Annotated in this window: 19 protein-coding genes; 11 read left to right on the top strand and 8 right to left on the bottom strand. The window is 66.4% G+C overall.

Annotated elements, in window-relative coordinates; translation table 11 throughout:
* The first annotated feature begins 12 nt into the window (after window positions 1-12).
* The 3 genes from ACTEK7_RS02620 (at window position 13) to ACTEK7_RS02610 (ending at window position 4,687) form a co-directional block, all read left to right on the top strand.
* Window positions 13-1,869, top strand: a complete 1,857-nt coding sequence (locus ACTEK7_RS02620) for an extracellular solute-binding protein (RefSeq protein WP_225147208.1) — start codon at window positions 13-15, stop codon at window positions 1,867-1,869.
* A 4-nt stretch (window positions 1,870-1,873) separates the two neighbouring features.
* Window positions 1,874-3,376 (top strand): AMP-binding protein, encoded by a 1,503-nt coding sequence (locus ACTEK7_RS02615; protein ID WP_225147070.1) that lies wholly within the window; start codon window positions 1,874-1,876, stop codon window positions 3,374-3,376.
* Between the two features lie 87 nt (window positions 3,377-3,463).
* Window positions 3,464-4,687: a GGDEF domain-containing protein gene (locus ACTEK7_RS02610; RefSeq protein WP_225147071.1), complete on the top strand. Its 1,224-nt coding sequence runs from the start codon at window positions 3,464-3,466 to the stop codon at window positions 4,685-4,687.
* Between the two features lie 131 nt (window positions 4,688-4,818).
* On the opposite strand, the gene mfd is transcribed toward ACTEK7_RS02610, so the two are convergent.
* A complete protein-coding gene (mfd, locus tag ACTEK7_RS02605; protein ID WP_225147072.1) occupies window positions 4,819-8,337 on the bottom strand; it encodes a transcription-repair coupling factor in 3,519 nt (1,172 codons plus the stop codon).
* Entirely contained in the window at window positions 8,334-8,624 is a 291-nt protein-coding gene (locus ACTEK7_RS02600; protein ID WP_036012510.1) for an FAD assembly factor SdhE, read from the bottom strand. The genes mfd and ACTEK7_RS02600 overlap by 4 nt, the downstream gene beginning before the upstream one ends.
* Window positions 8,625-8,877: 253 nt before the next feature.
* Here ACTEK7_RS02600 and recG point away from each other — a divergent pair, with 253 nt between their 5' ends.
* Window positions 8,878-10,986: an ATP-dependent DNA helicase RecG gene (gene recG, locus ACTEK7_RS02595; protein ID WP_225147073.1), complete on the top strand. Its 2,109-nt coding sequence runs from the start codon at window positions 8,878-8,880 to the stop codon at window positions 10,984-10,986.
* Window positions 10,987-11,146: 160 nt separating this feature from the next.
* On the opposite strand, the gene ACTEK7_RS02590 is transcribed toward recG, so the two are convergent.
* The 3 genes from ACTEK7_RS02590 to glmS form a co-directional block, all read right to left on the bottom strand.
* On the bottom strand, window positions 11,147-12,004 hold the full coding sequence (locus tag ACTEK7_RS02590) for an NAD(P)-dependent oxidoreductase (protein WP_225147074.1): 858 nt from the start codon (window positions 12,002-12,004) through the stop codon (window positions 11,147-11,149).
* Window positions 12,005-12,107: 103 nt separating this feature from the next.
* Window positions 12,108-12,878, bottom strand: a complete 771-nt coding sequence (locus ACTEK7_RS02585) for a DUF502 domain-containing protein (protein ID WP_036012517.1) — start codon at window positions 12,876-12,878, stop codon at window positions 12,108-12,110.
* Between the two features lie 83 nt (window positions 12,879-12,961).
* Window positions 12,962-14,788 (bottom strand): glutamine--fructose-6-phosphate transaminase (isomerizing), encoded by a 1,827-nt coding sequence (gene glmS / locus ACTEK7_RS02580; RefSeq protein ID WP_225133653.1) that lies wholly within the window; start codon window positions 14,786-14,788, stop codon window positions 12,962-12,964.
* 220 nt (window positions 14,789-15,008) lie between these two features.
* Here glmS and ACTEK7_RS02575 point away from each other — a divergent pair, with 220 nt between their 5' ends.
* Complete coding sequence (locus tag ACTEK7_RS02575) at window positions 15,009-15,227, top strand: hypothetical protein (RefSeq protein WP_036012532.1); 219 nt, start codon at window positions 15,009-15,011, stop codon at window positions 15,225-15,227.
* Between the two features lie 6 nt (window positions 15,228-15,233).
* Here ACTEK7_RS02575 and glmU read toward each other — a convergent pair whose 3' ends face one another.
* Window positions 15,234-16,589, bottom strand: a complete 1,356-nt coding sequence (gene glmU / locus ACTEK7_RS02570; protein ID WP_225147075.1) for a bifunctional UDP-N-acetylglucosamine diphosphorylase/glucosamine-1-phosphate N-acetyltransferase GlmU — start codon at window positions 16,587-16,589, stop codon at window positions 15,234-15,236.
* A gap of 174 nt (window positions 16,590-16,763) precedes the next feature.
* On the opposite strand from glmU, the gene ACTEK7_RS02565 reads away from it, so the two are divergent.
* From ACTEK7_RS02565 to ACTEK7_RS02555, 3 genes are all read left to right on the top strand, one after another.
* Complete coding sequence (locus ACTEK7_RS02565; RefSeq protein WP_225147076.1) at window positions 16,764-18,155, top strand: hypothetical protein; 1,392 nt, start codon at window positions 16,764-16,766, stop codon at window positions 18,153-18,155.
* A gap of 133 nt (window positions 18,156-18,288) precedes the next feature.
* A complete protein-coding gene (locus tag ACTEK7_RS02560) occupies window positions 18,289-18,729 on the top strand; it encodes an MgtC/SapB family protein (protein WP_036012541.1) in 441 nt (146 codons plus the stop codon).
* 117 nt (window positions 18,730-18,846) lie between these two features.
* On the top strand, window positions 18,847-19,002 hold the full coding sequence (locus ACTEK7_RS02555; RefSeq protein WP_162131179.1) for a hypothetical protein: 156 nt from the start codon (window positions 18,847-18,849) through the stop codon (window positions 19,000-19,002).
* A gap of 35 nt (window positions 19,003-19,037) precedes the next feature.
* Here ACTEK7_RS02555 and ACTEK7_RS02550 read toward each other — a convergent pair whose 3' ends face one another.
* Window positions 19,038-19,184, bottom strand: a complete 147-nt coding sequence (locus ACTEK7_RS02550; RefSeq protein ID WP_225147077.1) for a hypothetical protein — start codon at window positions 19,182-19,184, stop codon at window positions 19,038-19,040.
* 141 nt (window positions 19,185-19,325) lie between these two features.
* Between ACTEK7_RS02550 and ACTEK7_RS02545 the strand changes: the two genes are divergently transcribed.
* Window positions 19,326-19,706, top strand: a complete 381-nt coding sequence (locus ACTEK7_RS02545; protein WP_036012544.1) for a hypothetical protein — start codon at window positions 19,326-19,328, stop codon at window positions 19,704-19,706.
* Here ACTEK7_RS02545 and ACTEK7_RS02540 read toward each other — a convergent pair.
* Window positions 19,666-21,225 carry a glycoside hydrolase family 17 protein gene (locus ACTEK7_RS02540; RefSeq protein ID WP_225139965.1) on the bottom strand — a complete coding sequence of 520 codons (1,560 nt, stop codon included), beginning with the start codon at window positions 21,223-21,225 and terminating at the stop codon, window positions 19,666-19,668. The genes ACTEK7_RS02545 and ACTEK7_RS02540 overlap by 41 nt on opposite strands.
* 327 nt (window positions 21,226-21,552) lie before the next feature.
* On the opposite strand from ACTEK7_RS02540, the gene ACTEK7_RS02535 reads away from it, so the two are divergent.
* Both ACTEK7_RS02535 and ACTEK7_RS02530 read left to right on the top strand, forming a co-directional pair.
* Window positions 21,553-22,140: a hypothetical protein gene (locus ACTEK7_RS02535; RefSeq protein ID WP_036012549.1), complete on the top strand. Its 588-nt coding sequence runs from the start codon at window positions 21,553-21,555 to the stop codon at window positions 22,138-22,140.
* 231 nt (window positions 22,141-22,371) lie between these two features.
* Window positions 22,372-25,035, top strand: coding sequence for a glycosyltransferase (locus tag ACTEK7_RS02530; RefSeq protein WP_225147078.1), 2,664 nt, complete (start codon window positions 22,372-22,374; stop codon window positions 25,033-25,035).
* Window positions 25,036-25,226 lie beyond the last annotated feature (191 nt).

Below are 25,226 nucleotides of genomic sequence, written 5' to 3'. Positions count from 1 at the left end.
CACTCTGTGCCGATGTTCATGTTCCAGCGCCTCTTCGAGGGCCCCGGCCTCCGCCTCTATACGCTTGCCCTTGCCCTTGCCCTTGCGCTTGCCGGGATGCTGTCGGCAGGCACCGCCGCGGCCGAGGAGGCCCACGCGATCGCCATGCACGGCAAGCCGGCGATGCCCGCCGACTTCAGCCACATGCCCTACGCCGACCCCGATGCCCCCAAGGGCGGCCGTCTGACCTGGGGCATTCTCGGCACCTTCGACAGCCTCAATCCCTTCATCGTGAGGGGATTGGCGGTGCAGCCGGTCCGCAACTACGTGGTCGAGAGCCTGCTGGCGCGCGGGCAGGACGAGCCGTTCACGCTTTATGGCTTGCTCGCCAGGACCGTCGAAACCAATGACGAGCGAAGCTTCGTCACCTTTCGTCTCGATCCTCGCGCCCGCTTCTCCGACGGCAAGCCGGTCACGGCCGAGGACGTGCTGTTCTCCTGGCAGCTGCTGCGCGACCGCGGCCGCCCCAATCACCGGCAATACTACGGCAAGGTCGCCAAGGCCGAAGCGCCCGACCCCCTCACCGTCCGATTCGACCTGACAGGCGCCAACGACCGCGAGCTGCCGCTGATTCTCGGCCTGATGCCGATCCTGCCGAAGCACGCCATCGACGTCGCGACCTTCGAGGAAACGACGCTGACGGCGCCGATTGGCTCAGGCCCCTATCGCGTCACGGCGGTGAAGCCCGGCGCCAGCGTGACACTCACGCGCAATCCCGATTATTGGGGCCGCGACCTCGCCATCAATCGCGGGCTCTACAATTTCGACGAGATCCGGCTCGACTATTTTCGCGAGGCCAACGGGCAGTTCGAGGCGTTCAAGCGCGGCCTCTACGATTTCCGCGTTGAGCACGAGCCGCTGCGCTGGCACGACGGCTACGATTTTCCAGCCGCCAAAAGCGGCGAGGTGATCCGCGACACCGTCAAGCCCGGCCTGCCGCAGCCGTCCGAATTCCTGGTGTTCAACACCCGCCGTCCTGTCTTCGCCGACATCCGTGTGCGGCAGGCTCTGACGCTGCTGCTCGATTTCGAGCTGGTGAACCGCAGCTATTTCTTCGGGCTCTATTCGCGCGTGGCCGGCTATTTCGCCGGCTCGGAGCTATCAGCCTATGGCAAGCCTGCGGATGCGCGCGAGCGTGAGCTGCTCAAACCGTTCGCCGCACGGATGCCGCCCGACATCCTGGACGGCAGCTACCGCCTGCCGGTCACTGACGGATCAGGCCGCGACCGCACCACGCTGCGCGCCGCGCTGAAGCTGCTGTCGCAGGCCGGCTACGATCTCGACGGCACCGTGCTGCGCAATCGCGCGACCAAGAGCCCCTTCACCTTCGAGATCATGGTCACGACGCGCGACCAAGAGCGCATCGCGCTCGCCTTCCAGCGCGACCTCAGACGCGCCGGCATCGAGGCCAGCGTGCGCTCGGTCGATCCCGTGCAATTCGACCAGCGCCGGCTCGCCTACGAGTTCGACATGATCCAGAACCGCTGGGACCAGTCGCTGTCGCCCGGCAACGAGCAGTACTTCTATTGGGGCAGTGCGGCGGCGGACAATCCCGGCACCCGCAACTACATGGGCGCCAGGGATCCCGCCGTCGATGCCATGATCGCCGCCCTGCTCGAGGCCCGTGAACATACGGATTTCGTTGCGGCGGTGCGCGCGCTCGACCGCGCTCTGATCGCGGCCTTCTACACAATCCCGCTGTTTAACGTATCGGAGCAATGGATCGCGCGCTGGAATCGGATAGAACGGCCCAAGACCACCTCGCTCTCGGGCTATTTGCCGGAGACCTGGTGGTCGAAGGGGCAGCCGCAAGCTCATCAAGCGAAGTGACGCCGTGAACCAGCCAGCAATATCGCCGACGCTCGACACATTGTTTCAGCGCACGCTGATGCGGCAGCCGCACGCGACCGCCCTGCTCGATCCGCTCAACAAGGCACGCATCACCGGGCACCAGCCGCGGCGGATGACCTATACCGAGGCCGATATCGCCATCGAGGTGCTGTCGGCGCATTTCGTCGAATCCGGCCTGCCCGCCAATTCCGTCATCGCGATCCAGCTGCCGAATACTGTCGAGTTCGTGCTGACCGTGCTCGCGGCCCATCGCGCCGGCCTCGTTGTCGCCGTGCTGCCGCTGCTCTGGCGCCATGCGGAACTGACCGCAGCGCTCAACCGCACCGCCGCGCGCGCCATCGTTACCATGAGCACGGTCGACGGCGTCAGCTATGCTGATCTCGCCATGCACGCCGCGGCCGAGGCGTTCTCGATCCGGCACGTCTACGGCTTCGGAAGCGACCTGCCCGAAGGCATGGCTTCGCTCGACGACGTCCTGGCACGCCCGCCCGGCACCACGCGCGCCGTGATCCAGGACGGCCGCAAGGCGGCCATGATCTCCTTCGACGTCACGGCGGAGGGCTTCCGTCCGGTGCCGCGGCCGCATTTCAGCCTGATCGCGGGCGGCCTTGCGATGTCGCTCGAAGCCGACATCAAGCAGGGCGCGACCGTGATGGCGGCGTTCACGCCGATGTCGTTCGCAGGGCTCGCCTCCTCGCTCGCGGTGTGGCTGCTCTCGGGCGGCACGATGGCGCTGCATCATCCGTTCGAGAACGATGTGCTGGAGCAGCAGATCAACGAGCACGAATGCGAGGTGCTGATCGCGCCGGCGCAGCTCGCGCTGCGGCTCGGCGATGCCGACCTCGCGGCGCGGATGCCGACTTTGCGCAACGTCATCGGCCTGTGGCGCGCGCCCGAGCAGGTCGCGGCGAGCGATGCCTGGATTGCGCCGCATGCGCCGCTGACCGACGTCTACCTGTTCGGCGAGGCCGGATTGTTCGGCGCCCGCCGCGGCGAGGACGGCATGCCGGTGCCGGTGATGCCGGGGCCGCACGGCGCTCCGCGCGAGCAGTCCGGCTCCTCCATCGCCGGCGAGATCCTGCTGACGCCGAAGGGCACGCTTGGCCTGCGCGGCGCGATGGTGCCGATCGCGGCCTACGCCCCGCCGCAGCCGGTCGGCGAGACGCTGACGGCGCAGCCGCCGCGCGACTATGTCGACACCGGCTATGCCGCGCGGCTCGATCGCCCGAGCGGCGCGATCTGCATCACAGCGCCGCCCTCCGGCATCATGGCGGTCGGCGGCTATCGCTTCCTCTCCAACGATTTGCAGGAATGGGCGCGCCGGCTCGGCCAGGGCGCGCTGCTCACGGCGCTGCCCGACCGCCTCTCCGGCCACCGGCTCGCCGGGCGCGCCCAGGACAATGCCCGCGCCCGTGAGGCGCTCAGCGAGCTCGGGCTTAACCCCCTGATGGTCGAGGCTTTTCGCGACCGCTCCGGGCCGGTCTAGGCGCGGTTTCAGCGCCTGCGTTGACGCAGCATTAAGGCGGCCAAACTAGATTGCGGCGGCAAATTGTTGCGCGATCAGAGTTTTTACATGTCCCAGGCGGGCCCGATCCTGTTTGTGTCCGATGCCGAACGCCCCGCCTTCGTGGCGGCGCTGGACGAGGCCCGGCTCTTTCCCGTCGTCGACACCGACTGGACCAGCGCGCCGCGCGCGGTCGAAGAGGTGCAGCCGGCCGCGGTTCTCGCTGCGGTCCATGCCGGGCACGAGCCGCATGTGACGCGGCTTGCTCAGAAGATCGCCGCTCAATCGCCTTACCTGCCCTTCGTGGCCCTGGATGCGGCGGGCATGCTGCCGCACAACGCCCTGCCCTTCTCCTCGCGCGGCGGCAATCCCGACCGGCTGATCGCGCGGCTGCGGGCGGCGCTGCGCGTGCGCACATTGCACGCAACGGTTCTGCGCCGGCTGCCCGAAGTGAAAATCGCGCTGCCGCAGGGCGATCCCGCACGCGATGCCACCGTGCTCCTGATCGGCCGCGGCGCGGCTTACCCTGCGCTCTCCGTCGCGTTCGGCGAACGCGTCGGCGTGGTCGGTGCGCTCTCGATCGAGGCTGCCGCGAAACACCTCAACACCCGCGATCTCGACGGCGTCGTGCTCGCCGAAGGTTTTACCGCGCGCGTGACCGATGCGTTTCTGACCGTGCTCGCCGAGGACACCCGCTTCCGCAGCCTGCCCGTGGTCGTCACCGCCCACCAGCTCACCCAGAGCTACGACCTGCCCAATCTCGAGCTGATCACCGGCGAGCCGCCGAGGATCGCCTCCAACGCACTGCCCTTGATCCGCCAGCACGCCATGGAAGCGCAGCTGAGCCGCACGCTGCGCTCGATCGATGCCGGCGGCTGGCTCGATCCGCGCAGCGGCCTGCTCACGGTGGAAGCCTTCGCCCGCGATTTCGCCAAGGCGGTCGAGCAGACGCTCGCCCGCGGCGGCGGCCTGTCGGTCGCGCGCTTCGCCTTCGATCCCAACAATCCCCGCGCCCAGCTCGACGCCGCCCGCATCCTCAGCCGCCTGATGCGGCAGATGGATTTTGGCGCCGCGCAGAAGGACGGCTCGGTCATCGTCGTGTTCGCCGAGACCGACTTCCGCACCGCGCATATGATCGCGCGCCGCCTGTCGGCGGTGATGCGGCACACCTCCAATGGCAAGCACGAGATGCGCAGCGATCCCGTGGTCAGCGTGGACTCGCTGTCGCCGTCGGACACGGCAAGGTCGCTGCTGGCCCGGCTGTCGGCGGACGCGTCAAGGGCGGCGTCTTAGCTTTCTCGCGGGCTGTCGCAATAACCACCGTCATTGCGAGCGCAGCGAAGCAATCCAGAATCCCTCCGCGGAAAGACTCTGGATTGCTTCGTCGCAAGGGCTCCTCGCGTGACGCGGTGAGGCCGGTGCCTCTACGCCGCCTTCTTGCTCTCGGCGAGCTGCGCCAGCTGCCGCATGATCTCCGTCGTGCCCGCGAGCCGCTCCTCCGGCGTTTCCCAGTCCTGCAGGAACACAACCTTCATGTCGGGGCGCACCTTGGCGGCCTGGCCGTAGCTGCGGATGAAGCTCACGAGGCGCTCGGGATGGGCGAAGGAATTGTCGCGGAAGACGATGACGGCACCCTTCGGACCGGCGTCGATCTTCTCGACATTGGCCCGCCGGCAGAACGCCTTGATCGCGGCGACCTTGAACAGATAGCGCACCTCGTCCGGCAGCACGCCGAAGCGGTCGCGCATCTCGGCGCCGAAATTCTCGATCTCCTCCTCGGTGTCGAGATCGGCAAGGCGCCGGTACAGCGACAGCCGCACCGAGAGGTCGCTGACATAGTCCTCCGGAATCAGCACGGGCATGCCGATGGTGATCTGCGGCGACCAGCGGTCGGCGGCGGGCTCGGAGACGCCGGCCTTGAGATTGACGATCGCCTCCTCCAGCATCGACTGATAGAGCTCGAAGCCGACCTCCTTGATGTGGCCGGACTGCTCCTCGCCGAGCAAATTGCCGGCGCCGCGGATGTCGAGGTCGTGGGAGGCGAGCTGGAAGCCGGCGCCCAGCGTCTCCAGCGACTGCAGCACGGTGAGCCGGCGCTCGGCCTGCGCGGTGATCTTCTGCTGCGCCGGCAGCGTGAACAGCGCATAGGCCCGCAGCTTGGAGCGGCCGACGCGGCCGCGCAGCTGGTAGAGCTGGGCAAGGCCGAACATGTCGGCGCGATGCACGATCAAAGTGTTGGCGTTGGGGATGTCGAGGCCGGACTCGACGATCGTGGTCGACAACAGAATGTCGAACTTGCCGTCGTAGAACGCAGTCATGATGTCCTCGATCGCCGCGGGCGGCATCTGCCCGTGCGCGACCGCGACCTTCATCTCCGGCACGTTCTTGTCGAGGAAGTCCTTGACCTCGGCGAGATCGTCGATGCGCGGCACCACGTAGAACGCCTGGCCGCCACGATAGCGCTCGCGCAGGAGCGCTTCGCGGATCATCAGGGGATCGTGCGGGGCGACGAAGGTTCGCACCGCGAGACGGTCGACCGGGGGCGATGCGATGATCGAGAGCTCGCGCACGCCGGTCAGTGCCAATTGCAGCGTGCGCGGGATCGGGGTAGCCGACAGCGTCAGCACGTGCACCTCGGCGCGCAGCGCCTTCAGCCGCTCCTTGTGGCTGACGCCGAAATGCTGCTCCTCGTCGACGATGAGCAGGCCAAGGTCGCGGAATTTGATCGCCTTGCCGAGCAACGCGTGGGTGCCGACGACGATGTCGACCGAGCCGTCGGCGATACCCTTCTTGACCTCGTTGAGCTGCTTGGTCGGGATCAGGCGCGAGGCCTGCGCGACATTGACCGGGAAGCCTTTGAAGCGCTCGCTGAAGGTCCGGTAATGCTGGCGCGCCAGCAGCGTGGTCGGCACCACGACCGCCACCTGCTTGCCGTCGAGCGCCACGGCGAAGGCGGCGCGCAGCGCCACCTCGGTCTTGCCGAAGCCGACGTCGCCGCAGATCAGGCGATCCATCGGGCGGCCCTTTTCGAGATCCTTCAGCGTGGACTCGATCGCGCCCAGCTGGTCCTCGGTCTCGTCATAGGGGAAGCGTGCGCAGAACTCGTCGTAGACGCCCTGCTGCACCGGCAGCTTCGGCGCTTCGTGCAGCATGCGTTCGGCCGCGATCTTGATCAGCTCGCCCGCGATCTCGCGGATGCGGTTCTTCAGTTTTGCTTTTCGGGTCTGCCAGCCCGAGCCACCGAGGCGGTCGAGCTCGACCGTGGTTTGATCAGAGCCGTAGCGCGATAAGAGCTCGATGTTCTCGACCGGCAGGAACAGCTTGGTCTCGGCGGCATAATGCAGCTCGAGGCAGTCATGCGGCGCGCCGGCGACGTCCAGCGTCTGCAGGCCGATGAACCGGCCGATGCCGTGATCGACGTGGACGACGATGTCGCCGGCGGTGAGGCTCGTCACCTCCGAGATGAAATTGTCGAGCTTGCGACTGGCCTTGCGCGGCCGCACCAGGCGGTCGCCGAGGATATCCTGCTCGCTGATGACGGCGATCTCGTCGGTCTCGAAGCCGCTTTCGAGGCCGAGCACGGCGAGCATGGTCTCGTTGCGCGGCGTCGCCTGCACCGTCCGCCATGAGTTGACGCTGGTAGCGTGGGCGAGCTTGTGGTCGCGCAGCATCGACGTCATGCGGTCGCGCGAGCCCTCCGTCCACAGCGCGATCACGACCTTCTTGCGCTGCGCCTGCAACGCCATGACGTGGCTGACGACCGACTCGAACACGTTGACATTGCTGTCGTTGCGCTCCGGCGCGAAGTCGCGGCCCTTGCGCGCACCCGCATCGACTATGCCAATGCCGTCGGTCGGCACCGAGAACGGCGTCAGCCGCGCCAGCGGGATCGCGCCGAGGCGCTTGCTCCATTCCTCCTCGGTCAGATACAGCCGGTCGGGCGGCAGCGGCTTGTAGATCGCGCCGCCGCCGGGATGCTCCATCGCCTCGCGCCGGGCCTCGTAATAGTCGAGGATCTGCTTGAAGCGCTCGCGCACGGCGTCCTCGGCCTGCGGCTCGATCGCGATTGCCGCGCCTTGCAGATAATCGAACAGCGTGTCCATCCGGTCCTGGAACAGCGGCAGCCAGTGCTCCATGCCGGGATGGCGGCGGCCTTCGCTGACCGCCTCGTACAGCGCATCGTCGCGCTCGGGCGCGCCGAACTCGGCGACATAGCCCATGCGGAAACGGCGGATGGTGTCGGTGACGAGCTGAAACTCGGAGACCGGCACGAGGTCGAGCGAGCGCATGTCGAGCAGCGTGCGCTGGGTCTCCGCGTCGAAGGAGCGGATGGATTCCAGGCTGTCCCCAAAGAAGTCGAACCGCACCGGCTGCTCGAGGCCGGCCGGAAACAGATCCAAAATGCCGCCGCGCACGGCATATTCGCCGGGCTCGCGCACGGTGGAGGAACGGTTGTAGCCGTTGTGCTCGAGCCAGGCGACAACGGTGTCCATCGGCACGACGTTGCCCGGCGCGACCGACAGCGCCTGCGCCGCGACCAGCTCGCGCGCGGGCACGCGCTGCACCACCGCGTTCACCGTGGTCAGCACGATCAGCGGCTTGTCGCTGCCGGTGAGCGAGGCCAGCCGCGCCAGAGTGGTCAGGCGCTGGGCGAGAACGCCGCCATGCGGCGAGACGCGGTCATAGGGTTGGCAGTCCCAGGCCGGGAAGGTCAGCACCGGCAGATCGGGCGCGAAGAACCTAAGTGCGCGTTCGAGCGACTGCATGCGCCCGCCGTCGCGGCAGACGACCGCAAGGCTGACCGCCGGCTTTTTCGGCCGCGCCGCGATGGCGCGCGCGAGATCGGAGACGACGAGGCCTTCGGCACCTTCCGCGACATTGGCGAGCGTCAGCGCGCGGCCGGGCGCGAGCAGCTCGGCCGGAGATTTCATTCCCTGCTTCATGCGTTGCCGTCCGCGATCGGAAACGCCTTGATGCGGGCAAACAGCGCGCCGGCGACGTCGGCCGGCAGCACCTTGTCGCCGGTGATGGCGGCATAGAGATCGGGATCGTTGACCTCGAGCAAGGTCTCGAGCTGGCTCAGCTCGTCATCGGACAGATTGCCGATCTCGGCATCCGCGAAGCGGCCGAGGATCAGGTCCATCTCGCGCGTGCCGCGGTGCCAGCAGCGGAACAGAAGCCGCTTGCGGCGGTCATCCAGCCCGCTGCTCGATCGTGTCGTTCCCGTCATGTCTCAAATCCAGTCAAACGCAGAAAGCCCGGACGTGCCGGGCGGGGGTGATATAGCCACTCGGACCCCCGGTGTCAGCCCTTTGTTGCGGGAGGTCGTCCCTCCAATCCGTCATGGCCGGGCATAGCCGTCTGAAGGACGGCGTCGCTTCCGCTCGCCTATGTCCCGGCCATCCACGTCGCGCGGAAAAAAAGCCGTGGATGCCCGGCATAAAGCCGGGCATGACGGCGAGGAACGATCTTAGATTCCCCGAATGCGCCCCAGCCTGCTCAATCCGCTGTTTGCTCCCGTGACCAGCCTGTCCGGCGTCGGTCCGAAGCAGGACAAGCTGTTGCAGTACCTGCTCAGCCGCAGCGAGACGCCGCGGCTGGTCGATCTGCTCTTGCATCTGCCGAGCCAGGTGATCGACCGCCGGGCCCGGCCGAAGATCCGCGACGCGGCCGTTGGAACCATGGTGACGCTGGAGGTCACCGTCGATCGTCACCGCCCGCCGCCGCCGCGCAATTCGCGCGCGCCGTATCTGGTCTACGCCAGCGACGATACCGGCGACGTGGTGCTGACCTTCTTCCGCGCCAAGCCGGGCTTTGTCGAGAAGCTCTTGCCGGTCGGCGAGAAGCGCTTCGTCTCCGGCACGCTGCAAATGTACGACGGCATCCCGCAGATCGTGCATCCCGATCGCGTGCTCGACGAGGAGGCGATCTCGAAGCTGTCAGGGATCGACCCGGTCTATCCGCTGACGGAAGGGCTCGCGCTCGGCTCGCTCCGCCGCGCGATCGCGCAGGCGCTGCAAAAGCTTCCCGCGCTGCCGGAATGGATCAGCCCGGAGGTGCTGCGCCGATGTGACTTCCCGCCGATCGCGGAGGCGCTCAATCGCGTGCACCAGCCGGTCGAGCTGACCGACATCTTGCCCGACCGGCCGTTCTGGTCGCGCCTCGCCTTCGACGAGCTCTTGGCCGGCCAGCTCGCGCTCGCCCTGATCCGCGCGCAGCTGCGCCGTCCTGCGGGCGTGCGCAATGCCGGCGACGGGCATCTGCGCAACAAGATCATCGGTGCCCTTCCTTACGCGCTCACACCGTCACAGCGCAACGCTGCGGCGGCGATTGCCGAAGACCTCAAGCAGCCGCTGCGCATGCTGCGCCTGCTGCAAGGTGACGTCGGCTCCGGCAAGACCGTGGTGGCGCTGCTCGCGGCCGCCGCGGTCGCCGAGGTCGGCAAGCAGGCCGCGTTGATGGCCCCGACCGAGATCCTGGCGCGCCAGCACATCAAGACCATCGCTCCGCTCGCCGAGCGCGCGGGATTGCGTGTCGCCATCCTCACCGGCCGCGAGAAGGGCAAGGAGCGGCGCGAGATCATCACCGAGCTCGCCGACGGCGAGATCGACCTGCTCGTCGGCACCCATGCGCTGATCCAGGACGATGTCGTCTTCAGGGATCTCGCGCTCGCCATCGTCGACGAGCAGCACCGTTTCGGCGTGCGCGAGCGCCTCGCGCTGACGTCCAAAGGCGAGGCTGTCGACGTGCTGGTGCTGAGCGCAACGCCGATCCCGCGCACGCTGGTGCTGACCTATTTTGGCGACATGGACATTTCCGAGCTGCGCGAAAAGCCGGCCGGCCGCCAGCCGATCGATACCCGGGCCGTGCCGATGAGCCGCATCAGCGAGGTCATGGAAGGCGTCGGCCGTGCGCTCGAAGCCGGCAAGCTGGTCTACTGGATCTGCCCGCTGGTCGAGGAGTCCGAGGCTGAGGGCACCGAGCATCTCACCAACGCCACCAAGCGTTTCGAGACCCTGCAAAAGCGCTTCGGCGATCGCGTCGGCCTCGTCCACGGCCAGATGAAGGGCACCGAGAAGGACCGCGTCATGGCCCAGTTCGCCGCGCACGACATCGGCCTGCTGGTCGCGACCACCGTGGTCGAGGTCGGCGTCGACGTTCCGGCCGCCACCATCATGGTGATCGAGAACGCCGAGCGTTTCGGCCTTGCCCAACTGCACCAGCTGCGCGGCCGCATCGGACGCGGCTCGGAGGCCTCGACCTGCATCCTGCTCTATGGCGAGCCGCTCGGCGAGATGTCGAAGGCCCGGCTGAAGGTGATCCGCGAGACCACCGACGGCTTCCGCATCGCCGAGGAAGATTTGAAGCTGCGCGGCGAAGGCGACGTGTTGGGCGTGCGCCAGAGCGGCCTGCCCGGCTACCGCATCGCGCGTCCGGAGGTGCACGGCCAGCTGATCGCCCAGGCCAGAGACGAAGCGCTGCGGATCCTGAAGGACGATCCGAAATTAAAGGGCGAACGCGGCGAAGCGCTGCGGTGCCTGCTGTATCTCTATGAGCGCGACGAGGCGATTCCGCTGATCGGAGCGGGCTGACTTTGAGGCAGTGCCGCAAGGTTCGTGACAGACGCAAAGGCACCGGAACCTCCACGTCATTGCGAGCGCAGCGAAGCAATCCAGAATCTTTCCGCGGAGGCAGCCTGGATTGCTTCGCTGCGCTCGCAATGACGTGTTGAGAGAGCGAGAATGCGCGCGATCAGGCCTTCTTCCGCGCGATGCTCGCCGCGAAGGTCTTCATCAACGCGGCATCCACAGCCTCCCCCTTCGCATCCTCCGCCAGATGCTCGAACCACCGCGCAAAGCCCTCGTAGATCTGGCTGGCCGGATGATCGGGCCCGAGGAATCCTGAAATCTCCCGCATCTCGGCGACCCAACGATAGGCCTTCGGGATCATGTCGGGCAGCGCGACTTCGAGCCGCGCCAAGATGGCGGGCTGGCTCAGCGCGAGCTCGTCGCGCAGTGCATCGGCCGCGCCCGCCTTGGTGGCCGCGATCACCATCGCCGAGCCGATGCCGGCGAGGCCCTTGACGATGCCGGCATAGGACATTTTCAGAGCGGATGCCGCGCCGACCGGGCCCTCGACGATCCGCACATCGAGGCCGAGATCCCTGAGCAAGGCGACGTCCCTGGCGTATTCGCCAGACATGTAGAAGGCCGGGCTCTTGCCGCCCGGCTGCGGCGGAAAGCCGATGATGCCGGCATCGACGAACGGCGCCTGCGCCGACCCGATGATCTCCTCAATTCTTTGCACGGTATCGACATTGACGGCGTTGCAGTCGACCACGACCGGCTTCTTCTCGCGCCTGACGATCAGCGCGGCCAGCCGTTCGGCCAGCGCGACGGCCTCGCCCGGCGGCACGATCGAGAGGATAATGTCGGCGTCCGCGATCGCGTCGTCCTCGGCGCCGACCATGCCGGCGTCCGCCGCACGTTTCAGCGTCGCCTCGCTCCGCCCGTGCAGCGACGTCAGCACGCGCGCACCGTTCTCGCTGAGGCGGCGGGCCACGGCGCTGCCCATCGCACCGGGGGCGAGGATCGCAATGGTTTTGGACATCGTGCACTCCAGGTCGAATTCCGAGCGGCAGGTTCGGTCGACCTGAGACTAGCAGAGGACGAATGCGCCCGCGTGAACGCGACCATCCCGCAACGGAATGGCCCTACTCCGCCTTCGCAGGCTCGGGCCGGAGCGTGGAGGCATTGGCGATCCGCGCAGCATTCGCCATGCCCGCAAGCGCGGCCGCCTTCTTCGGATCGGGCGACGAGCCCGGCTGCACCACGCCGGCCGACATGATCAGCGTCGCGGCGTCCTCGGCGGTGAGATCGACCTCGATGATCTTGCTCTTGGGGACATAGAAGAAAAAGCCGGTTGTCGGGTTCGGCGAGCACGGAAGGAACACCGACACGTGCTCCTCCTGCCCCGGCAGGCTGCGCGAGATGTCCTCGTTCGGCGACTGCGAGATCAGCACGATCGACCACATGCCCGGCGAAGGAAACTCGACAAGGCCCACTTTCCGGAAGCTCGAGCCCTTGCCCGAGAACAGCGTCTCGAACACCTGCTTCAGGCCGCGATAGATCGCGCGCACCGCCGGGATCCGGCCGAGAAAGGTCTCGCCGACGTCGACCAGCGTGCGGCCGATCAGATTGGCCGCGAGGAAGCCGACCAGCGTCAGCGTGAAGAATGCGACAATCAGTCCCCAGCCGGGAATGACGTAGGGAAGATAGGTTTCCGGCCGGTAGGCCAGCGGCACGAACGGCCGCACCACGCCGTCGACCCAGGTAACGAACCACCAGACCAGATAGAGGGTGATCGCAATCGGCCCCGTCACCACGAGGCCGGTCAGGAAATAATTGCGGAAACGGCCCATCAGGCCGGTATGCGGTTCCGGAACGGGATCAAGAGGCGCAGGCGCGTCGTCGCGGGGGGTCATTCGGGTTCCAGGTCGGTCGCTACCACAAGCTAGGGTCTTCTAGCAGGTTTTGGAAGAGAGCGGCCGATCGATATCCAGATTGCCTATTCCACGGTCACCGATTTTGCGAGGTTGCGCGGCTGGTCGACGTCGGTCCCCATCACGACGGCCGTGTGATAGGCGAGCAGCTGCACCGGGACGGCATAGACCATCGGCGTGAAGGCTGCTGCCATATCGGGCATGACGATGGTGATGAGGGACTCGACCGTCGCCTCCGCCGCGCCCTTGGCATCGGTCATGAGGATGATGTTGCCGCCGCGCGCGGCGACCTCCTGCATGTTGGAGACGGTCTTCTCGAACACGCGGTCGTGGGGTGCGATGACGACGACCGGCATGGTCTCGTCGATCAGCGCGATGGGGCCGTGCTTGAGCTCGCCGGCGGCATAGCCCTCGGCGTGGATGTAGGAGATCTCCTTCAGCTTGAGCGCACCTTCGAGCGCCAGCGGGAAGCTGGTGCCGCGGCCAAGATACAGCACGTCGCGCGACTTGGCGATCCGGTGCGCTAGCTTCTCGATCTGGAGCTCGCTCGTGAGCGCATCGGCCATCAGGCGCGGAACCTCGACGAGCCCGTGGACCAGCTTGGTCTCGTCCTCGTCCGACAATTCGCCGCGCGCCTTGCCGGCCGCGATCGCAAGGTTTGCCAGCACCATGAGCTGACAGGTGAACGCCTTGGTCGAGGCGACGCCGATCTCGGGTCCCGCCAGCGTCTGCAGCACCGTCTCGCTCTCGCGCGCGATCGTCGAGGTCGGCACGTTGACGACCGCGATCGTGTGCACGCCCTCGGCCTTGGCATAGCGCAGCGCCGCCAGCGTGTCGGCGGTCTCGCCCGACTGCGAGATGAAGATGGCGAGGTCGCCCTTGCGCAAGGGGGCCTCGCGGTAGCGGAATTCGGAGGCGACGTCGACCTCGACCGGCAGGCGCGCAAAGCGCTCGAACCAGTATTTGGCGACGAACCCGGCATAGCTCGCTGTGCCGCAAGCGGTGATGTTGATGCGCTGGATGCTCTTGAAATCGAACGGCAGCGCGACCGGCAGCGCGACGCGCTCGGTTGCCATGTCGACGTAGCGCGCCAGCGTGTGGCCGACCACCTCCGGTTGCTCGTGGATCTCCTTGGCCATGAAGTGACGGTAATTGGCCTTGTCGACCAGCGAGGTCGAGGCGGCGTGCCTGATCTTGTCGCGCTGGACGGCATGGCCGTCCTTGTCGAAGATTGCGGCGCTCTTGCGGGTCAGCACCACCCAGTCGCCGTCCTCGAGATAGCTGATCGTGTCGGTGAACGGGCCGAGCGCGATGGCGTCCGAGCCGAGATACATCTCGCCGTCGCCGTAGCCGATCGCCAGCGGCGGGCCGTTGCGGGCGCCGATCATGAGGTCGTTGTCGCCAGCGAAGATGAAGCCGAGCGCGAAGGCGCCGCGCAGGCGCGCCAGCGTCAGCTTCACCGCTTCCACGGGCTTATTGCCGCGCGTGAGCAAATCGTCGACGAGATGCAGCACGATCTCGGTGTCGGTCTCGGTGTGGAACACCGTGCCCTTCTTTTCGAGCTCCTCGCGCAGCTCGCGGAAATTCTCGATGATGCCGTTGTGGACCACGGCGACGCGCTCGGTCGCGTGCGGGTGGGCGTTGTTGACGGTCGGCTTGCCGTGGGTGGCCCAGCGCGTGTGACCGATCCCGGTGGTGCCCTTGAGCGGCTCGGCCTCCAGCCGCTTCTCCAGATTCTTCAGCTTGCCCTCGGCGCGGCGGCGCTCTAGGTGCTTGCCTTCGAGCGTGGCCACGCCCGCGGAATCGTAGCCGCGATATTCGAGACGTTTGAGCGAATCCACCAATTGCTCTGCAACCGGCTCGCGCCCGAGAATGCCGACAATCCCGCACATGCGGATCACTATCCCCCAAATCGTCGAAAAATCGCCTAAACGACGCGCCCGGTTTTTAGCGAAAATCGCAGGGAACCAGATACTCAATAATTATTGCTGATTGAGACAGCACGGGCCCGCGACCGCTGCGTCGTCTGCGTCGAATTGGCCGGCTTAAACCGCGCACGTTAACCGATTGTCAATACATTTGGCCAACGAATCCGGTCAGGAGAACCAGGCCATGAAAGGCTCATCCGACCGCAAGGGTCTGTCGTCGATGTATCTGCGCGCCAGCGAGACCACGGGCACGCACCTTGCGCATTGGCCGCCGCCGCTGCGCGGCAAAGAGAACAAGCCCCTCTTCATCAAGCATCCCGAAGGCGAGCCGGTGAAGCGCGCCAAGCCGCGCGGCTGGCGCCTGACCCGCGCGATCTTCTCCGAATTCGCCGACGAAGAATAGCGCCGCTCACGTCTCCGGCTTCTTGCCGCCGGTCTTCATCTCGCGATAGCGCGCCGCGCCGCCTTCCCGGATGGTCTGCGGGCTGCGCTCCAGCGCCATCGCGTCGTCGGGGACGTCCTTCGTGATCACCGAGCCCGAGCCGATATAGGCGCCGTTGCCGATCGTTACCGGGGCGACCAGCGAGGAGTTGGTGCCGACGAAGGCGCCCTTTCCGATCACCGTCTTGTGCTTCTTGAAGCCATCGTAGTTGCAGGTGATGGTGCCGGCGCCGATGTTGGAATTGGCGCCGACGGTGGCATCGCCGATATAGGAGAGATGGTTGACCTTGACGCCGGCCTCCAGCGTCGCCGCCTTGGTCTCCACGAAATTGCCGATGCGCGCGCCGTCGCCGAGCGAGGTGCCGGGCCGCAGCCGCGCATAGGGTCCGATCGAGACCTTCCTGCCGAGCGTGGTCTCGACGATATGCGAGAACGAGTGGATCACCGCGCCGTCCGCGATCGACACGCCGGGGCCGATCACCACGAACGGCTCGATCGTCACGTCCTTGCCGAACACGGTGTCAGTGGACAGATACACCGTCTCCGGCGCGATCAGCGTGACGCCGGCCTCCATCGCCGCCTTGCGCAAACGCGCCTGCATTACGGCTTCGGCCTCGGCGAGCTGCGCCTTGGTGTTGATGCCGCGCACCTCGTCTTCGCTGGTTTCGATCACCACCGACTCCCATCCCTGCCTGCGGACGATTTCGACCGCATCCGTCAGATAATATTCGCCCTTGGAATTGGCATCGCCGATCTGCCCGAGAATGTCGAGCGCACGGCGACCGTCGATCGCCATCACGCCGGCATTGCACAGATCGATCTTGCGCTCGTCCGCGCTGGCATCGGCCTGCTCGCGGATCGCAACCAGGCGGTCGCCCTCGACGATGAAGCGGCCGTAGCCGGTCGGGTCGGCGGCGCGAAAGCCGAGCGCGGCAATGGCTGCGCCGCGGGCGAGCGGCGCGCGCAGCCGCGCAAAGGTCTCGGCCGAGATCAGCGGCGTGTCGCCGAACGCGATGAGGAGATCATCGGCGCCGCGCGCGATCGCCTCGCGCGCCGCCAGTACCGCATGCGCGGTGCCGAGCCGCTCGGCCTGCACGAAGGTCAGCGCGTCGGGACGGATGCGCTTGGCTTCGTCGGCGACCGCCTGATGATCGGGACCGATCACAACCGCGAGCGAGGTGCCGGTTCCCTTGGGTGCGGCGGCGAGCACATGCGCGAGCAGACTCCGGTGCGCGACCGGATGCAGCACCTTCGGCAGGCTCGATCGCATGCGCGTGCCTTCGCCGGCGGCGAGCACGATCGTGAGGCTGGAACGGGCGGTCATCGAAATCCTGACAGCTATGGCCGAATCAAATTGGCGCGGACGGGCGGCAACGCCCTCGGAAGCTATCGCCTTGCTACCCCCGCAAACGCCCGGAATTCAAGTGCGGCGCGCTTTTCCTGTTAATGTTCCCTGATTGATTCGGGGAAGCCGGACGGGGCTGGGCGCTTAACATTCATGGCAAGGGATTCCGACCCACTGGCGGACGCTTTCTCCATCAAGGAGACCGGCGGGCTGTTCTCCGGACTTTTGGCCGAGGAAAGCGCCTTCGACCGGCGCATGATGTGGCGGCTGGGCTCGTGGGGCGTGGCGGCCGTCGGCGCCGTCGTCATTGCCGTGATGGCCAACCAGGCCCAGCTCGGCTGGCGGCGCGACCAGGTTGCGTCCGCCGATCTCGTGCGCCAGGCCGACCGGCTGCAGCTGCTGACCAAGGAGAGCCAGAACGAAGCGCGCCGGCTCGCCGCCGCGATCGAGACGCTGAACAGCGACCGCGACCGGCTGTATTCGCGCGTCACCGTGCTGGAGCAAGGGCTCGATTCCGTCACCGGCGCCATAGCGAAGCAAGCGGCCGCGCCGCCGCCGGGCGCGAAGCCGCAGGACGCAGCACCCGCGGCTCCCAATGTCGCGCCGGTCGCTTCGACGCCGACGGCGACGAGCGAGAAGCCGCGCAGCGAAGCCGCCAAGGATGCTCAGAAGGATTCGCCAAAGGATGCTCAGAAGGAAACGTTGAAGGAGCCGCCGAGCCCGCCGCCGCAGACCGCGGCCGCCGCCTCGCTCGTGCAACAGAATCCGGCCATGACTTCGGCGCTGCCGACCATTCCGCTGGTGCCCGCCAAGTCGCTGATGGCGCCGCCGGATCCGGCCGCGTCGAAGCTGATTCAACCCGAAGCGGTTGAGAAGGCCGCAGAGAAGAGGGCCGAGCCGGCGCCCGCCGCAGCCGAAATCGTGGCGGCAGCAAACAAGCCGCCGGAGCCAGCCGAGAGCGAATCCCCTGCCATAGCCGTTCAGCAGACGCGCTTTGCAATCGATCTCGGCGGCGCCAACTCGGTTGACGGCCTGCGCGCGCTCTGGCGCGGCGTGACCAAGTCCAACCCGGAGATCGCAGCGCTGCGGCCGATCATCATGATCAAGGAAGGCAACACCGGCCTCGGCATGCAGCTCCGCCTGGGCGCCGGCCCCCTGGTCAATGCCGCCGCCGCCGCAAAATTCTGCGCGAGCCTCGCCGAGAGCAATCGTCACTGCGAGACCACCGTGTTCGATGGCCAGCGCCTGTCGATGCGTGGCGGTCCGGACAAGGTACAAGACAAGATGCAAGAGAAGACTCAGGACAGAGTCCCGGACAAGGGTTCGGAGACGAGCCAGGACGCTGGCCCTGCAGCCGAAACGGCGCCTGTGACGAGCGCGAAGCCCGAAAAGCCGCAACGCCGCCGCAGCTACTCCTCAAAACGCACCAAGCGCGAGGAGCCCGCCCCCGCTCCCGCCGCGCAGCCGGCGCCAGCGCCGGCGAAACCGGAGGCGGCAGCGTCGTCCGCGGGATCGACGCTGTCGTCGTTCTTCAGGCGGCCATGACGCCTCGGTCCCGGCGCGCACGCAGCCAGCATGCGACCAACGGACGCTTGGACCTCGGCCGCGCTTGGCAGCAAGTTCGCAGGTCCATGTCCGACGTGCGCGAAGCGTCGCCCCTCCAGAAACGCGGGTCTTGATGAACGAACTGGATGATGTGCTGAGGCTACTCGTCGCGGCGGCTACGGGCCTCGTGATCGGCATCGACCGCGACATGAACGACAAGCCGGTGGGCATGCGCACCCTGGCGCTGGTGGCCTTGGGCTCTGCGCTGATCTCGATTTCCGTGATCGAGTTTCAGAATTTGCGCGACCACCCGGATGCAGTCTCGAGGGTGGTCCAAGGCATTGTTACCGGCGTGCTGAGCGGCGTCGGCTTCATCGGTGCGGGCGTCATCCTGCACGACGTCAAGGCCAAGACGGTTCATGGCCTCACTACCGCGGCGACTGTCTGGATCGCTGCCGGTCTTGGCATCGCCTGCGCGCTGGGCGCCTGGCTGCTGGTGGGCGCCGCCATCGCAGTCACGTTATTCGTGCTGTTCGCGCTCAGCTGGCTCGAACGTCGCCTGGGGTTGAAGTAAGTCTGGTAGTCGCACATGGCCGGTGAGCGGCTTCATGCCTCCGCCCAAGTACCAAATGATACGAACGAGACCACCCTGACACGGCACACTCCGTACCGGACTTGATTCGGAGCGGAGATGACGGACGCGAACTTTCTGCGGGAGCAACTCGCGTTGATCCGCGAACTGGCCGAGCGGGCCGATCCCCACATCAGGAAGCGACTGCTCGCCTTGGCTGAAAAATACGAGCGCCGGCTGGCGGAGCAGAGCCGGAACACGCAAGGTCGCAATTGATCGCCTGCTGATCGCCCCTTGGCGCAGGCGATGACCTATTCCATGCGCGCCTTCTCCTTCAGGTCGCGGATGCGCATCTCCGCCTCGTCCTTGGACTGGACGATGTCCGACCAATCCTCGACCCGCGCCTCGTTGCTCAGCCTCTTGAGCTCGCTCAGCTGCTCCTGCGTCGGCTTGTCCATGCCTCACTCCTAGGCGGTGTTGGCAACACAATGTTGAGAACCAGCGGGAGGCTCGCGTGTTCCTGGAGAGTGCCCGGGCAGATCAACAGAAACCTCGCCTGCCCTGTTGCCTGGCCGCGCCTTCCCGACCATATTGCGGCCATGACAAAGAAGCCCTTCCGCCTCACGCCCTACCAGGTGCAGTTCCTGCTCGTGGTCGGATTCGTCACCGTCGGCTGCGCGCTCTACGTGCGCTATCTCGCGATCGAGTTTTCGCAGGTCGCGCTCGCCTGCGACGCCGGGCTTCAGACCCTGGTCTGCAAGTCGCGCTCGGTCTCGACCGTGCTGTTCAAGAATTCGGTGTTCGGCATCGTGGCGCTGGTGGTTGCGACGCTGAACCTGATGCGGCCGTCGATCGTGCTGCTGACCGTCGGCCTCATCGCCGCCGGCCTCGGCATCGTGCTCTACAATGTCGTGCTGTCGGGCCTTGCGATCGGCCTGCTTATTCTTGGCTTTGCTCGGCCCGCGCCCGCCACAGCGTGAGCGCGAACAACAGATAGATCGCGCAGGTCCACAGCGACTGCCAATTGTCGCGACCTTCGTTGAACAGCACGTACACGGCGGACAGCGCCAGCACCCCCGCGAACACCGCTTCGGCGATCGGACGCTGGCCGATCTGCGGCCGGTTCAGCATCAGAAGCGCAAACGGCACCACAGCCATCGTCAGCGCGGCGTAAGGAAAATCCTTGTAGCGCGGATCGAACACGAAGCCGAGCGCGGTCGCGGAAGCGATCACCGCGGTCACCGCCAGCGTCAGGCCGAGCACCGCCGTGAGCTTCGACCATTTCCGGCCCTCGCGCGGGCCGAGCAGGTCGAGGAAGGTCGGTAGGCTGCGGCCGATCACCATCGCCTGCGCGCAGAAGATCGGCGACAGGATGCCGGCCAGCAGCAACGCGCCCCAGAGCAGCCAGCCGCCGATCCCGTAGCTCTCGTAGTACATCTTGTCGGCGCCGATCCCGAGCAGGATTCCGGCGGTCGTCGCCGAGATGCCGACGCCGAGCCAGGCCGGGAAACGCGGTGTCCACGGCCGGCGGCGCAGCGTGATCAGCGCGACAGCGAACACCAGCACGGAAAGCCCCATGCCGGCGCCCATGTACCATTTCCAGTACGGGAAATTGCTGATCGGCTGTCCCGGCGGATATTTCAGGCTCCTGCGCACCGAGTCGTAGAGGCCCCAATAGCCGCCGACGGTGCCTTCCAGCCTGCGCTTCCAGGGCTGGTCGTAGGACTCGATGAGATTGACGCGGAACTTCTGCGCCTTCGCAAGGCCGAGGATTTCCGAGACGACGCGCGCCTGATTGGTGCGCGAGGGCAGTGCGCCGTCGCGCATGCGGCCCGCGCTCGGCCAGCCGGTTTCGCCGATCAGGATCTCCTTGCCGGGAAACGCCACCGCCATGCGCTCGCGGATCTGTTCGACATGGGCGGCAGCGAACTTCGCCCTGATCGGGAAATCCTCCCAATAGGGCAGGATATGAATCGTGACGAAGTCGACGGCGTCATACACCTCGCGGTTCTTCAGCCAATATTCCCACACATCGGCATAGGTCACGGGCACGCCGACCTGGGTCTTCACCAGGCGGATGAGAGCGACGAGGTCCGCCGTCGTCATCTCACCGCGCAGCAGCACCTCGTTGCCGACGATGACGGAGGTGATGACGTCAGGGAATTGCTTGATGAGGCGAATGGCGAGCCCGGCCTGCTCGTAGTTCTTGGTGCGGTTGCTCGAGAGCCAGATGCCCTGCAGCACCTTCATCCCGCCGACCTTGGCGGCGATCGCCGGCACCTGGTCGAGCCCGTTCTCCAGCGAATAGGTGCGGACGCAGTCGGTGATCTCCTTGAGCTGGCGCAGGTCCTGTTCGATCTGGTCGGCATCGATATGGGTCCATGCGTCCAGCGGCGACTGCTCGCCGCGGAACGGCGCGTAGGAGACGCATTGAACCTTGTCGGCGGGATCGATCGGGGCGCGCGCGAGCGTGATCGGCGTGGCAAGCCACCACCACACGGCAGCGATCGCACCCAGTGAGACGAGCAGAAGCGCCAGTGGCGTACGAAGAGAAATCGGTTCCGTCCTCCGCGAAGGGCCGTCGATTACCTTCTCGCACGCCGTCTGCCAAGGGGGCACGTCCCGTGGATCCCTTGCGCCCCCAAGGAATTTACCTGCGCCGGTTCACCGGGATCTAGGATCGTGACTTTGCTGGACAAAATTCGAAATACAGGTCATGGACTCCGAAAGACTTTTCCGCCGCATTGGAGACCCATTTGGACGCCATCAGCTAGCGCGTCCGCGGGGCTCCTGACGCGGACGGCCAGCGGATACATTGGGGAATTCATGCGGCAACGGGTGTTCGAGTCACGAAATGCGGTCCTGCGGCAGTTCGCCGCCACCTTGGCCGTCTCCTGCCTGCTCGTTCTGACCGGTGCTGGCGGCGCTTCCGCCCAGAGCGGTCCGCCGGGCCCCGAACAGGGCAAGGCGGCCGCCCAGCCCGCCGACGCCGCCAAGGACGCCGCCCAGAATCAGCGCCGCACCGACGAGTTCGCAGAAGCCGCCCAGGTCATCAACGGCCCGGCCGGCAATCCCGAATGCGTCTGGCTCGGCCGGCGCGTGGTGCGGCTGATGTGGCGGGACGACCTCGATACCGCATTCCGTCATCTCGACCTCTACGACCGCTTCGGCTGTCCCGGCGGCCACATCCAGGCCGCGTTCCGCTGCCTGACCCGTTTCGGCGGCCAGATCGACCCCAAGGTGGCCGAAACTCTGGATAGCCGCGTGCACGCGTGCTGGATCAACCCGGCCGCCCAGCCGCAGCAGGCGGCGGCCGCGGCCGCCCAGCCGGCAGCGCCGGCCGCCAATGCGCAGCCGCAGCCGGCCGCGAGCCCCTCGCCTGCGGCAAGCCCGTCCCCCACGCCGGCGAAATAGCCCAAGCCAAAATCGCTCCGGTCGTTTCAGCTGCCGTTCAGGAACGACCGGCCATAGAGACGGTTGGCACTGCCGCGCGTCGTTCGAAAAGGCCATGCCCTCATAAGGACATGAGGCCATGACAGTTGTGAAACCGCGCGGCAGAGATATGCTCCCTTTGCCGCGGACTTGGTCGGATCTCGGGGTCGGATCCGCTTCCCTGCCACCTCAGCCCCTATTGGTTTAGCCGCGATGCGCGTTGTCGCCGCCGTTCTGTTGCTCGTGTCTGCGCTCCACGCAGGCAGTTGGGGAGTCCTGCGCGACAGGGAACCTGCGCCGGACTTCAAGGGCCTGGTGCCGAGCCTGTCCTATACGCCGTTCGAACCGGGCCATGTCGTCGACCTCAAGGTCGACCCCGACAAGATTCGCGCGGACTTGAAGAAGCTCTCGACCCTCACGCGAGCGATCCGGTCCTACACCGCGACGGAAGGCAGCGAGCTGGTGCCGCCGATCGCGGCCGAGTTCGGCCTCAAGGTCACGGTCGGCGCGTGGATCGACAAGGACGAGGATCGCAACGAGCGGGAGATCAAGGCCGCCATCGAGCTCGCCCGCAAGAACAGCAACGTGATCGGCATCGTGGTCGGCAACGAGGTGATCTACCGCGGCGAGATGAAGGTCGAGGACCTCATCAGCAAGATCAAGAAGGTCAAGAGCGCGGTCCGTGTTCCCGTGACGACGGGCGAGATCTGGAACATCTGGCGCGATTTTCCGGACCTCGCCTCCAGCGTCGACTTCATCGCCGCGCACGTGCTGCCCTATTGGGAAAACTTCCGTTCGGATCAGGCCGTCGACCAGGCCGTGGACCGCTACGACCTCCTGCGCAATCAGTTCCCGGGCAAGCGCATCGTGATCGCCGAGTTCGGCTGGCCGAGCGCAGGCTATAATTTGCGCAACGCAGATCCAGGTCCGTTCCAGCAGGCGCTGACCTTGCGCAACTTCGTCACCCGCGCCGAAGCGCTCGGCATGGACTACAACATCGTCGAAGCCCTCGATCGGCCCTGGAAATTCTTCGAAGGCGGCGTCGGTCCGTATTGGGGCGTCCTCAATGCCAGCGGCGAGCCGAAATTCGCCTGGACCGGCCCGGTCGAGAACCCCGACTATTGGAAGCTGATGGGCATCGCGCTGCTGGTCGGCGTGCTGCTGTCGTTGCCGATCCTGCGGATCGAGAAAGCGACCGCGAGGCAAGCCTTCCTGCTGTCGGCGACCGCCAACGGCGTCGGCGCCTGGGCCGCGACCGTGTTCGCCTATTGGAACGGCCACTACTTCCTGTTCGGCTCGGCTTTCGCGCTGACGCTCGGCATGATCCTCCTTGTTCCGCTGGTCCTCATCGCGATGGCGCGCATCGACGAGATCGCCGCGGTTGCCTTCGGCCGGCCGCCGCAGCGCCTGATCGCCAAGAACAAGCCGGTCGAGAACGTGCCCGAGGATTACTGCCCCAAGGTCTCGATCCATATCCCCGCTTATTTCGAGCCGGTCGAGATGCTGAAGCAGACGCTGGATGCGCTGTCGCGGCTGAACTACCCGAACTACGAATGCGTGGTCATCATCAACAACACGCCGGATCCCGCCTTCTGGCAGCCGATCCAGGACCATTGCCGCGCGCTCGGTGAACGCTTCAAGTTCATCAACGCCGAGAAGGTGCAGGGCTTCAAGGCCGGCGCGCTCCGGATCGCGATGGACCGCACCGCGGCGGATGCCGAGATCATCGGCATTCTCGATGCCGACTATGTCGTCGAGCCCGATTGGCTGAAGGACCTCGTGCCTGCTTTTGCCGACCCGCGCGTCGGCCTCGTGCAGGCGCCGCAGGAGCACCGCGACGGCGATCTGTCGATCATGCACTACATCATGAACGGCGAATATGCCGGCTTCTTCGACATCGGCATGGTCCAGCGCAACGAGGCCAACGCCATCATCGTGCACGGCACGATGTGCCTGATCCGCCGCGCCGCGATGGACATGGCCGGTGGTTGGTCGAGCGACACGATCTGCGAGGACTCAGATCTCGGCCTTGCCATCCAAGAGCTCGGCTGGACCACCCACTACACGAATACCCGCTACGGCGCAGGCCTCCTGCCGGACACCTACGAGGCCTTCAAGAAGCAACGGCACCGCTGGGCCTATGGCGGCCTGCAGATCGTCAAGAAGCACTGGCGCCGCTTCCTGCCCGGCGCAAGCCGGCTGACGCCCGACCAGAAGCGCGAATATGGCCTCGGCTGGCTGAACTGGCTGGGCGCCGAAAGCCTCGGCGTGGTCGTGGCGCTGCTCAACCTCGTCTGGGTGCCGATCGTCGCCTTCGCCGACATCGCCATTCCCGACAAGATCCTGACGCTGCCGATTGTCGGCGCCTTCATCGTCTCGCTGGTGCACTTCCTGTCGATGTACCGCGCCCGCGTCGCCATCAAGCCCGGCCAGATGCTGGGCGCCATGATCGCGGCGATGAGTGTGCAATGGACGGTGTCGCGCGCGGTGGCGCAGGGCCTGATCACCGAGCACATCGCCTTCGCCCGCACCTCCAAAGGCGGCCTGTCCCGCATGTCGATCGAGTTCCAGGCGTTCTGGGAAGCCGTGATCGGCACCCTGCTCCTGGTCGGCGCCGGCGTGCTGATCGCCACCAACAGCTACAAGCAGATCACCGAGATCTACATCTTCGCCGGCGTTTTGGTGCTGCAGAGCCTGCCGTTCCTCGCCGCGGTCGCCATCGCCACCCTCGAGCTCAGCCGCATCAACTCGTTCCAGTTCTGGCGCGACAGCGCGATCCGCACCGCCGAGCTGATCGGCCTGCGCCCGGTCGCGCTGCCCCACCCGACCGGCACGCCGCAGCCGGTGCCGAGCGAGGTCCGGCGGGAGACGAACTGATCCTGCTCCACGCCGGTCTTCGGCCTCGTGCCTGGAATCACGCGGTCTCCGGCGTGGATGACCGGCCGCCAATCGAGGTGAGAATTTTGGCCTAAGCGACGGATAGCCCAGGCAAATCCCCGCTCCTGCCGCGATCTTCGGCAACCACCCGCACTATTGACCTCCGCAGCCACTCCCCCTACACAGCGCAG

It is taken from the genome of Bradyrhizobium sp. JHI2711, from assembly GCF_056156565.1.
This window is presented reverse-complemented; position numbering and strand designations above follow the sequence as displayed.

Excerpts from the sequence above, each read along its gene's own strand:
- ACTEK7_RS02620 (WP_225147208.1), top strand. The coding sequence starts at position 13 with ATGTTCATGTTCCAGCGCCTCTTCGAGGGCCCCGGCCTCCGCCTCTAT.
- ACTEK7_RS02610 (WP_225147071.1), top strand. The coding sequence starts at position 3,464 with ATGTCCCAGGCGGGCCCGATCCTGTTTGTGTCCGATGCCGAACGCCCC.
- mfd (WP_225147072.1), bottom strand. The coding sequence starts at position 8,337 with ATGAAGCAGGGAATGAAATCTCCGGCCGAGCTGCTCGCGCCCGGCCGC.
- ACTEK7_RS02600 (WP_036012510.1), bottom strand. The coding sequence starts at position 8,624 with ATGACGGGAACGACACGATCGAGCAGCGGGCTGGATGACCGCCGCAAG.
- recG (WP_225147073.1), top strand. The coding sequence starts at position 8,878 with ATGCGCCCCAGCCTGCTCAATCCGCTGTTTGCTCCCGTGACCAGCCTG.
- ACTEK7_RS02590 (WP_225147074.1), bottom strand. The coding sequence starts at position 12,004 with ATGTCCAAAACCATTGCGATCCTCGCCCCCGGTGCGATGGGCAGCGCC.
- ACTEK7_RS02585 (WP_036012517.1), bottom strand. The coding sequence starts at position 12,878 with ATGACCCCCCGCGACGACGCGCCTGCGCCTCTTGATCCCGTTCCGGAA.
- glmS (WP_225133653.1), bottom strand. The coding sequence starts at position 14,788 with ATGTGCGGGATTGTCGGCATTCTCGGGCGCGAGCCGGTTGCAGAGCAA.
- ACTEK7_RS02575 (WP_036012532.1), top strand. The coding sequence starts at position 15,009 with ATGAAAGGCTCATCCGACCGCAAGGGTCTGTCGTCGATGTATCTGCGC.
- glmU (WP_225147075.1), bottom strand. The coding sequence starts at position 16,589 with ATGACCGCCCGTTCCAGCCTCACGATCGTGCTCGCCGCCGGCGAAGGC.
- ACTEK7_RS02565 (WP_225147076.1), top strand. The coding sequence starts at position 16,764 with ATGGCAAGGGATTCCGACCCACTGGCGGACGCTTTCTCCATCAAGGAG.
- ACTEK7_RS02560 (WP_036012541.1), top strand. The coding sequence starts at position 18,289 with ATGAACGAACTGGATGATGTGCTGAGGCTACTCGTCGCGGCGGCTACG.
- ACTEK7_RS02555 (WP_162131179.1), top strand. The coding sequence starts at position 18,847 with ATGACGGACGCGAACTTTCTGCGGGAGCAACTCGCGTTGATCCGCGAA.
- ACTEK7_RS02550 (WP_225147077.1), bottom strand. The coding sequence starts at position 19,184 with ATGGACAAGCCGACGCAGGAGCAGCTGAGCGAGCTCAAGAGGCTGAGC.
- ACTEK7_RS02545 (WP_036012544.1), top strand. The coding sequence starts at position 19,326 with ATGACAAAGAAGCCCTTCCGCCTCACGCCCTACCAGGTGCAGTTCCTG.
- ACTEK7_RS02535 (WP_036012549.1), top strand. The coding sequence starts at position 21,553 with ATGCGGCAACGGGTGTTCGAGTCACGAAATGCGGTCCTGCGGCAGTTC.
- ACTEK7_RS02530 (WP_225147078.1), top strand. The coding sequence starts at position 22,372 with ATGCGCGTTGTCGCCGCCGTTCTGTTGCTCGTGTCTGCGCTCCACGCA.